Origin of the sequence: Streptomyces sp. NPDC048643, assembly GCF_040650615.1 — a bacterium.
Lineage (GTDB): Bacteria > Actinomycetota > Actinomycetes > Streptomycetales > Streptomycetaceae > Streptomyces.
The window spans coordinates 1-14,270 of sequence record NZ_JBEZHO010000004.1 but is presented as its reverse complement, the minus strand read 5'-3'; the positions used below and the strand labels follow the sequence as shown (position 1 = coordinate 14,270).

Below are 14,270 nucleotides of genomic sequence, written 5' to 3'. Positions count from 1 at the left end.
ATATGTACTGAGTGAATAGCTGGCCGGAAGATCGCCGGAATTGATCACCGGGAGCGCCCGTGCCCCGTCGGCGGATCCGGCCCGCGGGTCAGTCCGCGACCGCGTAGACCCCCGCCGACCACAACGAATACCCGTATTTCGTGGCCCTCTTGACGCCCTGGACGCGTACGTAGCGGGCGTCCCGTTCGTCGAAGCGGACCTCCTCCCGGCCGCCCCGGCTGTCGGTCACGGTGGCCGCCGTGCGCCAGACGCGGCCGTCGGCGGAGACCTGGACGCGGTACGCGGAGGGGTGGGCGTCCTGCCAGTGCAGGGTGAGGCGGCCGAGGCGGGCCGGTTCGGCGAGGCGCACCTGCCACCAGGCGCCGTCCTCGACGGGGGAGGACCAACGCGTCCCCGGATCACCGTCGTTGGCCGCCGAGGCCGGGAAGTCCGGGGTCTCGTCGCCGGACGAGGAGGCCGTGCCGGTGCGCGCGAGGTCGGGGCCCGCCGTGCGGGGGAAGGCCCGGACCGTCAGGGTGCGGGTCTCGGAGCCGAAGGTGACCGGCACCTCGTACGTGCCCGAGGGGGTGCCCGGCGCGATCGTGACCTCGACCGGGGTGTCGACGACCGCGCCGCGCGGGAGCGTCGAGGAACCCCGCGACACCTCGACGCGGATGCCCTTGGGAGCCTTCGCGGTCAGTTCGCCGCGGACGTCGGAGGGGCGCAGTGAGGTGATCCGGGCGGTCACCCGCAGGCTGCCGCCGATCTCCGCGTCCGCCGTCGAACGGGTCAACTCCAGTTCGGCGGCGGGGGAGTCGGCGAACCACGGCACAAGATGGCGGACCTGGTCGCGGGTGGGCCCGCTGACCCGGAGCGCGTCCGTACGCACGTCCGACGTGTGGATCTCCGTCGCGCCGCCGGCCGCCAGCGGGCCGAGGCGCCGCCAGCCCTCGCCGGGCACGTGCGCCTCGACGGAGCCCGTGGCGGCGGGGTCGGTGAGCACGCTCACGGCGGTCAGCGTGCGGGGGTGCGGAAGGGTGAGGGTGCGGGGATCGGCAGCCTCGTGCGCCCCGCCGTCCTGCTTCCCGCCGTTGTCCCGGGGCGCGTCGTCCCCCACGTCGCCGGTGTCGTCCCGGGTACCAGTGCCGGGGCCCGCCCGGCCGTCACCCTTCGGCGCCGTTCCGTCCGCCGCCCCGCCGGGCTTCGTCCGTCCGCCGGGCCGGGCCGACGGGTCGTTGTCGAGCCCGGCCCACCTCTGGTAGGCGGAGCGGGCCTTCGTCAGGAACGGGTCGAGCACGCCCTTGCCGACCGTCACCCCGCTCGCCGCGAGTTCGGTGCGCAGCCGCTCCAGGGTGCGGTACGCCGTCCACGCGGCCGTCGCGTCACCGCGCTCCTGCGCGGCGGACAGGTCGACAGCCGTCTCGCCGGCCTCCCCGTACCGGGCCAACTGCGCGGTCCAGGGCTCCACTTCGGTCGCGACCGGGCGTCCGGCCAGCCGCTTCGGGGTCTCGCGCATCACCGTGAAGGCGGCGCGCAGCCGTTCGGCCGCCCTCGCGTTCGCGACCCGGTCCGTGGTCGTCCGCGCCTGCCAGAACGCCTCGATGAGCGGGCGCAGATACGCCGACTCCTCGCCGCCGAGCACGGACGAGGCCTCGTTCCCGGCCAGCGCGCGCAGTGCACCGGCCCGCCGGGCGTCCCCGTCCGCGAGGTCCTCGATCGCGGCCTTCCAGGACTCCTGGGGGCGGTAGTCCCGCGGGTTCCACGCGTAGTCGGCCGCGGTGAACAGCGGGATGCGGGAGGCCTCGGCCTGGGGCATCGCGTTCGCCAGCAAGGCCGCCGAGCCGGTCGCGACCGCGGGTTCGCGTCCCTCGTAGGGGCCCAGGAACATCCGGTCCTGGGCGTAGTCGTTGACCGGGTAGTTGTCCATGGTGACGAGCCGGTGGCCGCCGAACACCTCGCGGGTACGGGCCAGTTCACTGCCCGTGATCGTCTTCGGTACGACCCCGACGCCCGTCCAGGCGACCTCGACGCCCTCGGCCAGGGCGCTCGCCAGCACGCGCCGGTAGTCCGTCGAGCCGTCCTCGTAGTACTCCGTCGGCATCAGGGACAGGGCGGCCACGTCCGGGTGGCGATCGGCGAGATGCCGGGCCACGGCGTTCGTCACCCGTGCCTGGGCCCGCGCCGCCGCCCCGGGTCCCGAGCCGAACCTGTCCGCGTCCGTCCCGCAGTGCCACTCGCTGTAGCTGACGTCCTGGAACTGGAGCTGGAACGCGCGGAATCCGAGCGCCCACATGGCGTCGAGCTTGCGCGTGAGGGCCGACACGTCGGCGTCCGAGGAGAAGCACATCGCCTGCCCCGGGGCCACCGTCCACGTCAGCGTCACGTGGTTGCGCCGTGCGCGCTCCGCCAGGTCCCGGAAGTGCGCGCGCTGGGCCGCCGGGTACGGTTCCCGCCAGCGTTCCTGCCGGTAGAGGTCGTCGCCGGGGGCGTAGACGTACCGGTTCTGCTTGGTGCGCCCCATGAAGTCGATTTGCGCCAGGCGCTGTTCGGTGGTCCACGGGCTGCCGTAGAACCCTTCGGTGGTGCCGCGCACACCGGTGCCGGGCCAGTCCCGGACGACGGCGCCGGCGATCCTGCCGTCCGTGCGCACGAGTTGACGGAGCGTCTGCACCGCGTGGAACAGGCCGTCCTCGCCGACACCCGCGAGCGCGAGGGTGTCGCGGCCGTCGGCCCTCCCCACGGCCAGCCGGTAGCCGCCGGTGGGGAGATCGGCCCGGGGTGCCGCGCCGAGCGCCGTGAGCGCACGCTCCAGGGAGCTCGGTCCGGCGCCGGGGAGGGAGTTCGCGCCCCACCGCCCGGTGCGCGCCGCCTCCGTGCCGATCCGCACCACCAGGGCGTGCGCCGGAAGGGCGTCACCCTCGCGCGCCGTGCTGATCCTCCGCGCGCCCGCCTCCCGCAGCACCGTGCGCAAGGCCTCGACGGCGTACGGGTCGAGCGTGCCGTCGGAGGCAGCGGAGGTGGCGGGGGTACCGGAGGGTGTCGGTGCGTGCCGGCCGAGGGTGACGCCGGGTGCGTACGGGGTGTGCGGTGTGCCGGGGGCGTACGGGGCCGCCGTCGCGCCCGCCGGACCGGTGACCAGGACGACCTCGTCGGGGACGGTGACCGGGGAGCCCTTCGCGCGCAGGGACTGCGGGCGGGGCCAGACGGAGGGCACCCCGCCGGCGCTGGACTCGGCGTCGTCCGCGGAGGCCGTGGGACCGGTACCGGGGGGCACCGCGACGGCGACCGGGGCCGTCCCGAGAGCGCTCGCCACCACGGCGAACGCGAGTGCGGTCGTCCCCTTCGCCCGCCGGAGCCGCACGCTTCCCCCTCGTAGCTCGCCACCCGGCCACTGCGCCGGAGTGGCGACGAGCCCACCATCCGAGTGGTGAGGGTGTCAACGAGAGTGGCCGAAGTGTCAGGATTGCCCCAGCCTGGAAGGGCTGCCCGGAGGGACGGGAAGGCGGCGGAGTGTGACCAGAAGCACGTTGTTCGTCCGTGTACGTCTGCCGTCGCGCCCACTGGGTAGGGCTGCGGTGACCACCTGGGCATGCCTCTCCGGCGACGGCACGCCACCGACCGCCGGAATGCCCTCGGAAGCCGTACCCGACTCGACCAAGGAGGCCCCCGTGGCCGCATCGGCTCACCTGCTTCTCTCGGCCCTGTCCAAACGCGACGCGGAGCCGTCCTTCCCCGGCCAGCGCGGCGGACGCGCGTCCGCCGAGCCCGAGGCCGCCGACCTCTGCCTGCTCAGCGCGGAAGGCGCCTGCACGGAGCTGCCGCTGACCAGCGAACCCCCGCTGCCCGACGCGGAACCCCTGACCAGCGAGCCCCCGCTGGCCGACGCCGCGCACCTGACGAGCGAGCCCACCTCCACCGGCGCCGCGTCGGGGTTCTAGATGGCATCGAGTGGGCCCGCCGAGCCGCAGCGGACGCCATCGGAGCCGGCACCGCGGACACCCCTGTCCCGGCTCGCCGAACTGCACGGCGTCGCCCCCGCCTACAACCCCTCCCCGGACCGCACCGTCGCCGCCTCGGACGCCGCACTCGTCGCGATCCTGGCCGCCCTCGGCGTCGACGCGAGCACCCCGGACGCCGTCACCGCCTCCCTCGCCCGCCACGAGGCGGAAGCGGCCCGGCGCCTGCTGCCGCCGACCGTGGTCTGCTGGGGCGGCCTGGCCCCCGCCGGGCTCGACGCGCTGCCCGAGGGCACCCGGCTGCGCGTCACCACCGAACAGGGTGAGGCCCGCGCCTCCGCCGAGGGTCTGCCCCCCGGCGTCCACACGCTGCACGCCACCGCGCCCGACGGCCGCACCGCCGACGCCCACCTCGTCGTCGCCCCCACCCGGCTGCCCGCGCCGCCCGGACGCACGTACGGCCTGCTCGTCCAGCTCTACTCCCTCCTCTCCCGCCGCTCCTGGGGCATGGGCGACCTCGGGGACCTCGCCGAGCTGACCGCCTGGGCGGGGCGCGCGCTCGGCGCCGGATTCGTCCAGGTCAACCCGCTGCACGCGGCCGTGCCCGGTCATCCCACCGACCCCTCCCCGTACCGGCCCTCCTCCCGGCGCTTCCCCGACCCGGTGCACCTGCGCGTCGAGGACGTTCCCGAGTACCCGTACGTCGAGGACCCCGAGCGGCTGCGCACGGTGCTGGAGCGGGCCGAGCAACTGCGCGAATCCGTTCTGCGCAAGGGCGCGTTGATCGACCGTGACGCCGTCTGGGAACTCAAGCGCGAGGCACTGGAAGCGGTGCGCGCCGTTCCGCTCGGCCCCGGCCGGCGGGCCGCCTACGCCGACTTCCTCGCCGAGGAGGGCCAGGCACTGGAGGACCACGCCACCTGGTACGCGCTCGCGGAGGTGCACGGCTCCGACTGGCGCTCCTGGCCCGCGGGCCTGCGCGACCCCCGCTCGCCGGAGACGGCCCGCGCGCGCGGCGAGCTGATGGACCGCGTCGACTTCCACAGTCGGCTCGCCTGGCTCACCGACGCCCAGCTCGCCGCCGCCCAGCGCTCGGCGCGCGACGCGGGCATGGCGGTCGGCCTCGTCCACGACCTGGCCGTCGGAGTCCACCCGGACGGGGCCGACGCCTGGGCGCAGCAGGAGCACTTCGCGGCCGGCATGTCGGTCGGCGCGCCCCCGGACGCCTTCAACGCGCGCGGCCAGGACTGGGGTCTGCCGCCCTGGCGGCCCGACCGGCTCGCCGCCTCCGGCTACGCCCCCTACCGCCGCCTCCTGCGTGCCCTCCTGCGGCACGCGGGCGCGCTGCGCATCGACCACGTCATGGGCCTGTTCCGGCTCTGGTGGGTCCCCCAGGGACAGCCGCCCACGGAGGGCTCCTACGTCCGCTACGACGCCGAGGCCATGCTCGCGATCCTGGTCCTGGAGGCCTCACGGGCCGGGACCCTGGTGATCGGCGAGGACCTCGGCACGGTCGAACCGGGGGTGCGCGAGACGCTCCAGGAGCGCGGTGTGCTCGGCACATCCGTGCTGTGGTTCGAGCGGGACTGGGAGGGCGACGGGCATCCGCTGCCTCCCGAGAGCTGGCGCGCCGACTGTCTGGCCACCGTCACCACCCACGACCTGCCGTCCACCGCGGCCCGGCTCACCGGTGAACACGTCGAACTGCGCGCCAGTCTCGGTCTGTTGCTCGGCTCGCTCGCCGAGGAGCGGGCGGCCGCCGCGGCGGACACCCGGGAGTGGCTCGCCCTGCTGTCCCGGCTCGGGCTGCTGCACGGCACGACCGGCGGCAGCCCCGCGTCGGCCGAGGAGGCCGAGATCCAGGCCGTGCACCGCTTCCTGCTGCGCACCCCGGCCCACATGATCGGCGTCTGGCTGCCGGACGCCGTCGGGGACCGGCGCCCGCAGAACCTGCCCGGCACCTGGGACCAGTACCCCAACTGGCGGCTGCCCGTCGCCGACGCGGAGGGCCGTCCGGTGACCCTGGAGGACCTCGCCGCGTCACCCCGGCTGCACGCCCTCCTGGAGGTCGTCCGGGCGGAGAGCGGCCCGGGCGGGATCGGGGGCGGCGACCAGGGCGGCGGACCCGCGCAGGCATCGGGAGGGGGGCCGTGACCTCCGTACGGCACCCCCGGGCGCGCGCGTCCTTCGGGTGTTCGCTACGTTTGCTCCGTGGACAAGAAGAACGCTCTGCGCGCCGGTGCCCTGGCCGCCGGTACGACGCTGATGATGCTGCTCATGTCGTCCCCCGCGCTCGCGCTGACCCGCGACGACGGTGACGACCCCGGCAACGGGCTGAGCGTGCTCGACACGCTGGGTCTCTATGTCGCGGCACCGATCGTGCTGTTCCTGATCATCGCCGGCCTGGTGATGGTCCTGGACAAGTCCCACAAGCAGCCGAAGCAGGGCTGAGCGCCGCTCGCCCCACCGTCTCTCTCCGTCGAGGGAGTTCCCACACCCACCGGGGGCGGGAACTCCCTCGACGCGTTTGCGCGGGGGCTCTCCGCGGGCCGCGCGGGCTGTGCCCCGGACGCTGAGGCGGAGGTTCAGTCGGTGGCCGCGGCCAGCAACGGGCGCAGCAGGGCGGCCAATTGGGCGGCCTGGTCGCCGTCGAGTGCCGAGAGCGCGGCCGTCTGGACCGCGAGCCCCGTGCCCACCGCCTCGTCGATCAGCCGCAGACCCTCGTCCGTCAGGGTGACCTGCAGGCCGCGCCGGTCGTGCGGATCGGGGGACCGGCGGAGCAGCCCGGCGCGCTCCAGTTTGTCCAGCCGTCCGGTCATCCCGCCGGTGGTGAGCATGAGCGTGGCCGAGAGCTCGCGGGGCGAGAGCGTGTAGGGGGCGTCGGAGCGGCGCAGGGTCGCCAGGACGTCGAACTCCCCGCGTGAGATGCCGTACCGCGCGTACGCCTTCTCCATCCGGTCTCCCAGCGCCCGCGAGATCCGGAACACGCGCCCGAAGACCTCCATCGCCGCGGTGTCGAGATCCGGCCGGACCGCGGCCCACTGCTCGATGATCGCGTCGACGGGGTCCTGGGGGGTGCTCATGGGGCGAGTATCCGCCGCGTCGCGGGTGGCCCGCAAGAAAGTAGCTCGGAAGGGAGTGGGTCGTCGGCAAGTGGATGAGCGGCGAGCGGGTCGCCGCCAAGTCGATCAGCATCAAGCATCTTGTATCTAATTAACTTAGCGCTAAGCTAATTGTATGGCCACGACAGCGAACCGCTTCGCCCTGACCGCGCTCACCGCGCTCGCCCCCGTCTCCTGGGGCAGCACCTACGCGGTCACCACGGAGCTCCTGCCCGCCGACCGACCGCTGTTCACGGCCGCGCTGCGCGCCCTGCCCGCGGGGCTGCTGCTCCTCGCGCTCGCCCGGGTGCTGCCGCGGGGCGTCTGGTGGGGGAAGGCGGCCGTGCTGGGCGCGCTGAACATCGGCGCGTTCTTCCCGCTGCTGTTCCTCTCCGCGTACCGGCTGCCCGGTGGCATGGCGGCCGTCGTCGGATCGATCGGGCCGCTGTTCGTGGCGGGCCTCTCCGTGCTGCTGCTCGCCGACCGGCCGACCCTCCGCACGCTCCTCACCGGCGTCGCCGCCGCGCTCGGGGTCAGCCTCGTCGTCCTGAAGGCCGCGGGCGCCCTCGACCCCGTCGGGGTCCTCGCGGCGCTCGCCTCCACCGCCTCGATGTCCGCGGGCACCGTGCTCACCAAGCGCTGGGGCCGGCCCGACGGGGTCGGCCCGCTCGCGCTGACCGCCTGGCAGCTGACGGCGGGTGGGCTGCTGATCGTGCCGGTCGCCCTCGTCGTCGAGGGGGCCCCGCCCGCCCTGGACGGCCGTGCGGTCGGCGGCTACCTGTACCTCGCGCTGGCGAACACCGCGGTCGCGTACTGGCTCTGGTTCCGCGGCATCGGCCGGCTGACCGCCACGCAGGTCACCTTCCTCGGCCCGCTCTCGCCGCTGACCGCCGCGGTCATCGGCTGGGCCGCTCTGGGACAGACCCTGACCCCGCTGCAACTGGCGGGCATGGGGCTGGCGTTCGGGGCCACCGTCCTCGGCCAGCTGAGGACCCGCGGGCCCGCCACCGTGGTCGCCGCCCCCTCCGCCGTCGAGGTCCAGGACGCCCGGCGGACCTCCCGGCCCTTCGCTTCCCCCGAAGAGAACGGTCGGAAGGATCCGACGGACCTGACGGCTCCCGGCCCGCGACGGTAGGACCCCGGGCGGACGCCTCGCCTCCGGGTGGGCCCCGTCAGCCCCGTTCCACCGCGTACAGGAAGCAGCCGTACTCCACCGCCCGCACATGGACGAGGGCCACCTCGGGGTCGGTGAAGGCCGCGCTGAAGGCCTCCTGGAACGCGTCCGGGGTCTCCACCCGCCGGCCGCCCAGGATGTGGCCCTCGGCCGAGTAGCGGCGCAGGACGCGGTGGGCGTTCGTGAAGGGGAGGTCCCCGTCGGCCGGACCGGCGCAGTCGTCGGCGTGGACGAAGACCGGACCCTGCTCGTCGTACGCGCCCGGCTCGGTGCCGGTCTCCGCGGCCCGGCGGCGCAGCGGGGCGTACGAGACGAGGGCGATGCGCTCGCCGGGTTCGCTGCGGCGCAGGCAGCAGCGCAGCGGTGCGCCGCCCTCCGGGTCGGTCAGCGGGACGGCCGGACGACCGGCGTCGTCGCTGTCGCGGAGCTCCTTCAGGACGGTCGGGGGGATGGGCCGTGCGGTGTACGTCGTCATGGCTCCAGGCTCGCGCCCGCGCGGGCCGGGCACCGGCGGGAAACGGACATCGCCTTCCGTGTGGGTCCCGTGGAAGGATGGCGCAACCCACACATAACGAGGAGATGACCGCGTGCCTGGCACAAACCTGACCCGCGAAGAGGCGCAGCAGCGCGCGAAGCTGCTCACCGTTGACTCGTACGAGGTCGATCTCGACCTCTCCGGCGCGCAGGAGGGCGGCACCTACCGGTCCGTGACCACGGTGCGCTTCGACTCCGCCGAGGACGGCGCCGAGTCGTTCATCGACCTGGTCGCCCCGACCGTCCACGAGGTCACCCTCAACGGCGACCCGCTCGACCCGGCCCAGGTCTTCGAGGACTCGCGGATCGCCCTGCCCGGTCTGCTGCAGGGGCGCAACGTCGTCCGTGTCGTCGCGGACTGCGCGTACACCAACACCGGTGAGGGTCTGCACCGGTTCGTCGACCCCGTCGACCAGCAGGCCTACCTCTACACCCAGTTCGAGGTGCCGGACGCCCGCCGTGTCTTCGCGTCCTTCGAGCAGCCGGACCTGAAGGCGACCTTCCAGTTCACCGTGAAGGCGCCGTCCGGCTGGACGGTCATCTCCAACTCGCCGACGCCGGAGCCCAAGGACGACGTCTGGGCCTTCGAGCCGACGCCCCGGATCTCGTCGTACATCACCGCGCTGATCGTCGGCCCGTACCACTCCGTGCACAGCGTGTACGAGAAGGACGGGCAGTCCGTGCCGCTGGGCATCTACTGCCGTCCCTCGCTCGCCGAGTACCTCGACTCCGACGCGATCTTCGAGGTCACCCGGCAGGGCTTCGACTGGTTCCAGGAGAAGTTCGACTACGCGTACCCGTTCAAGAAGTACGACCAGCTCTTCGTGCCCGAGTTCAACGCGGGCGCGATGGAGAACGCGGGCGCGGTCACCATCCGCGACCAGTACGTCTTCCGCTCGAAGGTCACCGACGCCTCCTACGAGCTGCGCGCCGAGACGATCCTGCACGAGCTCGCCCACATGTGGTTCGGCGACCTCGTGACCATGGAGTGGTGGAACGACCTGTGGCTGAACGAGTCGTTCGCCACCTACACCTCCATCGCCTGCCAGGCCCACCACGCGGACAGCCGGTGGCCGCACTCCTGGACCACCTTCGCCAACTCGATGAAGACGTGGGCCTACCGGCAGGACCAGCTGCCCTCCACCCACCCGATCATGGCGGAGATCCGCGACCTCGACGACGTGCTCGTCAACTTCGACGGCATCACGTACGCCAAGGGCGCCTCGGTCCTCAAGCAGCTCGTCGCCTACGTCGGCATGGACGAGTTCTTCAGCGGCGTCCAGGCCTACTTCAAGGCCCACGCCTTCGGGAACACCCGCCTGTCCGACCTCCTCGGCGCGCTGGAGCAGACCTCCGGACGCGACCTCGGGACCTGGTCGCAGAAGTGGCTCCAGACCGCCGGCATCAACATCCTGCGCCCGGAGATCGAGACCGACGCCGACGGTGTCGTCACCTCGTTCGCCGTCCGCCAGGAGGCCCCGGCGCTGCCCGTCGGCGCCCAGGGCGAGCCCACGCTGCGCCCGCACCGCATCGCGGTCGGCCTCTACGACCTCGACGCGGACAGCGGCAAGCTCGTCCGCGGCGAGCGCGTCGAACTGGACGTGGACGGGGAGCTGACCGCCGTACCGCAGCTCGTCGGCAAGCGCCGCCCCGACGTGATCCTCCTCAACGACGACGACCTCTCGTACGCCAAGGTCCGCCTCGACGAGGACTCGCTGGCCTTCGTCACCGAGCACCTCGGCGACTTCGAGTCCTCCCTGCCGCGCGCCCTGTGCTGGGCGTCGGCCTGGGACATGACCCGTGACGCCGAGCTCCCCACCCGCGACTACCTCGCCCTGGTGCTGTCCGGCATCGGCAAGGAGTCCGACATCGGTGTCGTCCAGTCGCTGCACCGTCAGGTGAAGCTGGCGATCGAGCTGTACGCCGACCCGACGGCCCGCGAGGCGCTGCTGACCCGCTGGACCGACGCCACGCTCGCCCACCTGCGGGCGGCCGAGGCCGGCAGCGACCACCAGCTCGCCTGGGCGCGCGCCTTCTCGGCGACCGCCCGCACGCCGGAGCAGCTCGACCTCCTGGAGGCGCTCCTCGAGGGCCGCGAGACCGTCGAGGGCCTCGCCGTGGACACCGAGCTGCGCTGGGCCTTCGTGGAGCGGCTCGCCGCCGTCGGCCGCTTCGACGAGGCGGAGATCGCCGCCGAGTACGAGCGGGACAGGACGGCCGCCGGTGAGCGGCACGCGGCCACCGCGCGGGCGGCCCGGCCGACCGAGGAGGCGAAGGCGGAGGCCTGGGCCTCGGTCGTCGAGTCCGACAAGCTCCCGAACGCCGTGCAGGAAGCGGTGATCGGCGGCTTCGTGCAGACCGACCAGCGCGAACTGCTCGCCCCGTACACGGACAAGTTCTTCGCCGTGGTCAAGGAGATCTGGGACGGCCGCTCGCACGAGATCGCGCAGCAGGTCGCCGTGGGCCTCTACCCGTCCGTGCAGGTCTCCGAGGAGACCCTCGCCACGACGGACGCGTGGCTGGCCTCGGCCGAGCCCAGCGCCGCCCTGCGCCGCCTCGTCTCGGAGTCCCGCTCCGGCGTCGAGCGGGCGCTGAAGGCCCAGGCGGCCGACGCGCGGGGGGCGACCGCCTAGGTCGTGCCCGACGGGAAACCGTGACGGCGGGCGGGGAGACCGAACCGGTCTCCCCGCCCGCCGTCGCGTTCCCGCCCGCCGTCGTCCTCCCGCCCGTGGCAGAGGCCGGTCAGTGCCGCTCAGTGGGGGACCATTCCGCCCGTGACGTTGACGAACGTGCCCGTGATGCCGCCCGCCAGGTCCGAGGCGAGGAACGCGGCGGTGGCGGCGATCTCGGCGAGGGTCGGGTTGCGGCGGGTCATCCGCATCCCGGCGAGGTTCGCCAGCAGCCCCTGGAGGGCGGCGTCGTCCAGGTTCATGTTGCTGTCGACGGCGGCGAGCTTCTCCCGGGTCAGCGTCTCGGGCACCCCGGCCGCCCACAGACCGACGACCCGCAGGCCGTGCGGTCCCTGCTCCGTCGCCAGGTTCCGCACCAGCGTGTCGATCGCCGCGTCCGCCGGACCGGTGCCACCCATCATCGGGCTGCCGTGCGCGGAGCCGCTGTCGAGGGTGAGGACCACGCCGGAACCGGACCGGGCCATGCGCCGGGCGGCGGCGCGGGCGGTGATGAAGTTGGTGCGGATGCCCGTCTCGACGGGCCGTACGAAGTCCTCGACGGACAGGTCGACCAGCGGCAGGCCCTGCACGTCGCCGCGCGTCACCAGGTTGAAGGAGATGTCGAGAGCGTCGAGCGAGGCGACGTGCGCCTCGACCGCCGCCTCGTCCAGCGCGTCGAGCACCGCGGTCTCGGCGTGCCCGCCCGCCGCCGTGATGTCCTTGGCCACCGTCTCCAGGGTCTCGGCCGTACGCCCCACCAGGTGCACACGGGCGCCCTCGCGGGCGAAGGCGCGGGCGACGGCGCCGCCGATGGATCCGCCCGCGCCGTAGACGACCGCGGTCTTGTCGGTGAGCAGCATGGTGATCTCCTGAGGGTTCGTTCGCCGTATGGGCCTGTGTGTCCACGTAGGGCCGGCCGTTCCGGTCGGCCCTACGTGTCGGTCATACAGACGTCACGCCCCCGCCCCACTCATCGGTCGGCGTCCGACCTACGGCGCGGACCGCTCGGCGGACGAGTCACCGGGCCGCTCACCGCACCGCTCACCGGTCCGCAGGGAGCCGCAGCGGCAGCCCGAACGCGGGGAACAGGTGCGGTTCGAACGACGTGATCTCCACGATGCGGTCGCCCTCGATGCGCAGGACGTCCAGGACCTGCGCGCGGTAGACCGTCGTACCCGGCCGCCGTACGTAACCCCCGGCCGCGAGCTGCCCGTTGGCTCGCGCGGGCAGGTGGCGCCAGTGCCCGAGGAACATCGGGGAGGCGGGGTCCAGGCTGATCCGCAGGAACTCGGTGATCGCGTCGCGGCCCACGAACCAGAACGGGTTCGGCGGCATGGTGAGAGCGATGTCCTCGCCGAGCAGGCCGGTGAACTGCGTGAGGTCGAGGCTCTCGGCGGCGGCCATGTAGCGGCGCAGGACCTCCCGCTCGCGGGCGTCGGTCTCGGCGGTCCACTCGGTGCGGCGGCGGGGCAGCCGGTCGCGCAGCGTGGGCCGGGCCCGCTGCAGGGCGCTGTTGACCGAGGCGACCGTCATCTCCAGGGCCTCGGCCGTCTCGGCGGCGGACAGCCCGAGGACGTCCCGCAGGACCAGGACGGCGCGCTGGCGGGCCGGCAGGTGCTGGACGGCGGCGAGGAAGACCAGCTCCAGGGTCTCTCTGGAGACGGCGAGGGCGTCCGGCTGCTCCTCGGCGGAGGGCAGGTCCTCGTCGGGGTAGGGCTGCAGCCAGGTGACACGGGCCGGAGGCTCGGCGCTGCCGTGGTTCATGCCGGGGAGCGGCTCGTAGCGCTGCGGGCGGCGGGCCGTGCGCCGCTGGAGGTCCAGACAGGCGTTGGTGGCGATCCGGTACAGCCAGGTCCGTACGCTCGCCTTCCCCGCGTAGCCCTCGCGGGCCCGCCACGCGCGCAGGAACGTCTCCTGCACGAGGTCCTCCGCGTCGTCGTACGACCCCGACATCCGGTAGCAGTGCACGCGCAGCTCACGCCGGTACGGCTCGACCAGCACGGCGAAGTCGCTCTCGTCGAGGACGGAGCCCGTCTCGGAGTCCCGCGTCGCGTGGTCATGCCTCACGCGCCCGTGCGTGACGGAATCCGGTGCCGGTCCCGAGGGGGGACGAGCGGCCGACGGTTCCGTCACGGCGGCCGGCGTGACGGAACCGGCCTGTGCGGAGTCCCGGGCGACCCGGGCGATGCGGCGGAGCCGTCCGACCGAGGAGGCCAGGTCGCTCACGCCGGAGTAGAAGACCGACGGAGGCTGCGGCACCAGGTCCTCGACCTGCCGGCCGATCGCGTCGATCAGTCCGCGCACGGTGTCGTCGGGTGCCGCCCGGCGGCCCCGGTACGCCTTCTGCCGGCAGGCCGCCGAGCAGTACACCAAGGAACGCCCCGTGCGTCCGGCCCGCCCGGGCAGGGGCTTCCCACAGCTGCGGCACACGGTGTCGGCGACCACGGGGACCTCCGGGCTCTTTCGTCACGCGGGGACGACGTGACGGTATCGGCTCGACCCCCCGGCGCACCGGGGAAGCGCCGCAACGGAGGAGCGTGCGCTCCCTGCGGACCCCCGCTCGTGCGAAGCGGGGCTACTGCCGTACCGGCCCGCTGTCCGTGCGGTACGGGAGTGCCCTGAGCGGTGCGGGTCTGTCGTCGGCGTGGCCCGGAGACCTCGCCGAGGCTGCCGCCCCGGATGCCAGGCAGACGGCGGTCGCGGGACCGGGAGACCGGCGGGGCGGCACGGACGGGGGCGGGCCGGGGTGTTGGAGAGCCGGGACGCGAGACGGGCGGGGACGCGGGAGGGCGGGGTGGGGGGCGGGCGCGTGCGGTAGGGTCGACTGCTGAACTCGAAACACCCTATAAGTGAAAAA

General features: G+C 73.8%; 10 protein-coding genes. 5 read left to right on the top strand and 5 right to left on the bottom strand.

All coding sequences use genetic code 11. The features are described 5' to 3' along the window. Positions 1-88: 88 nt before the first annotated feature. Complete coding sequence (locus AB0C62_RS05390; RefSeq protein ID WP_362969758.1) at positions 89-3,340, bottom strand: beta-N-acetylglucosaminidase domain-containing protein; 3,252 nt, start codon at positions 3,338-3,340, stop codon at positions 89-91. Between the two features lie 307 nt (positions 3,341-3,647). Here AB0C62_RS05390 and AB0C62_RS05385 point away from each other — a divergent pair, with 307 nt between their 5' ends. From AB0C62_RS05385 to AB0C62_RS05375, 3 genes are read left to right on the top strand one after another with little or no spacing between them, the layout of a single operon-like run. Continuing rightward, positions 3,648-3,917: a hypothetical protein gene (locus AB0C62_RS05385; RefSeq protein ID WP_081221567.1), complete on the top strand. Its 270-nt coding sequence runs from the start codon at positions 3,648-3,650 to the stop codon at positions 3,915-3,917. Continuing rightward, on the top strand, positions 3,918-6,089 hold the full coding sequence (malQ, locus tag AB0C62_RS05380; RefSeq protein ID WP_362969756.1) for a 4-alpha-glucanotransferase: 2,172 nt from the start codon (positions 3,918-3,920) through the stop codon (positions 6,087-6,089). Between the two features lie 57 nt (positions 6,090-6,146). Continuing rightward, positions 6,147-6,386 carry a hypothetical protein gene (locus AB0C62_RS05375; protein ID WP_362969754.1) on the top strand — a complete coding sequence of 80 codons (240 nt, stop codon included), beginning with the start codon at positions 6,147-6,149 and terminating at the stop codon, positions 6,384-6,386. Positions 6,387-6,520: 134 nt separating this feature from the next. Here AB0C62_RS05375 and AB0C62_RS05370 read toward each other — a convergent pair whose 3' ends face one another. Further along, positions 6,521-7,018, bottom strand: a complete 498-nt coding sequence (locus AB0C62_RS05370; protein WP_362969752.1) for a MarR family transcriptional regulator — start codon at positions 7,016-7,018, stop codon at positions 6,521-6,523. A 154-nt stretch (positions 7,019-7,172) separates the two neighbouring features. On the opposite strand from AB0C62_RS05370, the gene AB0C62_RS05365 reads away from it, so the two are divergent. Further along, a complete protein-coding gene (locus AB0C62_RS05365) occupies positions 7,173-8,171 on the top strand; it encodes an EamA family transporter (protein WP_362969750.1) in 999 nt (332 codons plus the stop codon). Positions 8,172-8,208: 37 nt separating this feature from the next. Here the strand turns inward: AB0C62_RS05365 and AB0C62_RS05360 are convergent, their stop codons facing one another. Next, complete coding sequence (locus tag AB0C62_RS05360) at positions 8,209-8,685, bottom strand: DUF1203 domain-containing protein (RefSeq protein WP_362969748.1); 477 nt, start codon at positions 8,683-8,685, stop codon at positions 8,209-8,211. 112 nt (positions 8,686-8,797) lie between these two features. Here AB0C62_RS05360 and pepN point away from each other — a divergent pair, with 112 nt between their 5' ends. After that, on the top strand, positions 8,798-11,377 hold the full coding sequence (gene pepN, locus AB0C62_RS05355) for an aminopeptidase N (protein WP_362969746.1): 2,580 nt from the start codon (positions 8,798-8,800) through the stop codon (positions 11,375-11,377). A 119-nt stretch (positions 11,378-11,496) separates the two neighbouring features. On the opposite strand, the gene AB0C62_RS05350 is transcribed toward pepN, so the two are convergent. Continuing rightward, on the bottom strand, positions 11,497-12,273 hold the full coding sequence (locus AB0C62_RS05350) for an SDR family oxidoreductase (RefSeq protein ID WP_362969744.1): 777 nt from the start codon (positions 12,271-12,273) through the stop codon (positions 11,497-11,499). Between the two features lie 181 nt (positions 12,274-12,454). After that, positions 12,455-13,858, bottom strand: a complete 1,404-nt coding sequence (locus tag AB0C62_RS05345) for a sigma-70 family RNA polymerase sigma factor (protein ID WP_362969742.1) — start codon at positions 13,856-13,858, stop codon at positions 12,455-12,457. Positions 13,859-14,270 lie beyond the last annotated feature (412 nt).

Bases quoted from the DNA above. Each gene is read 5' to 3' on its own strand.
- malQ (WP_362969756.1), top strand. From the start codon at position 3,918: ATGGCATCGAGTGGGCCCGCCGAGCCGCAGCGGACGCCATCGGAGCCG.
- AB0C62_RS05370 (WP_362969752.1), bottom strand. From the start codon at position 7,018: ATGAGCACCCCCCAGGACCCCGTCGACGCGATCATCGAGCAGTGGGCC.
- AB0C62_RS05365 (WP_362969750.1), top strand. From the start codon at position 7,173: ATGGCCACGACAGCGAACCGCTTCGCCCTGACCGCGCTCACCGCGCTC.
- AB0C62_RS05360 (WP_362969748.1), bottom strand. From the start codon at position 8,685: ATGACGACGTACACCGCACGGCCCATCCCCCCGACCGTCCTGAAGGAG.
- AB0C62_RS05350 (WP_362969744.1), bottom strand. From the start codon at position 12,273: ATGCTGCTCACCGACAAGACCGCGGTCGTCTACGGCGCGGGCGGATCC.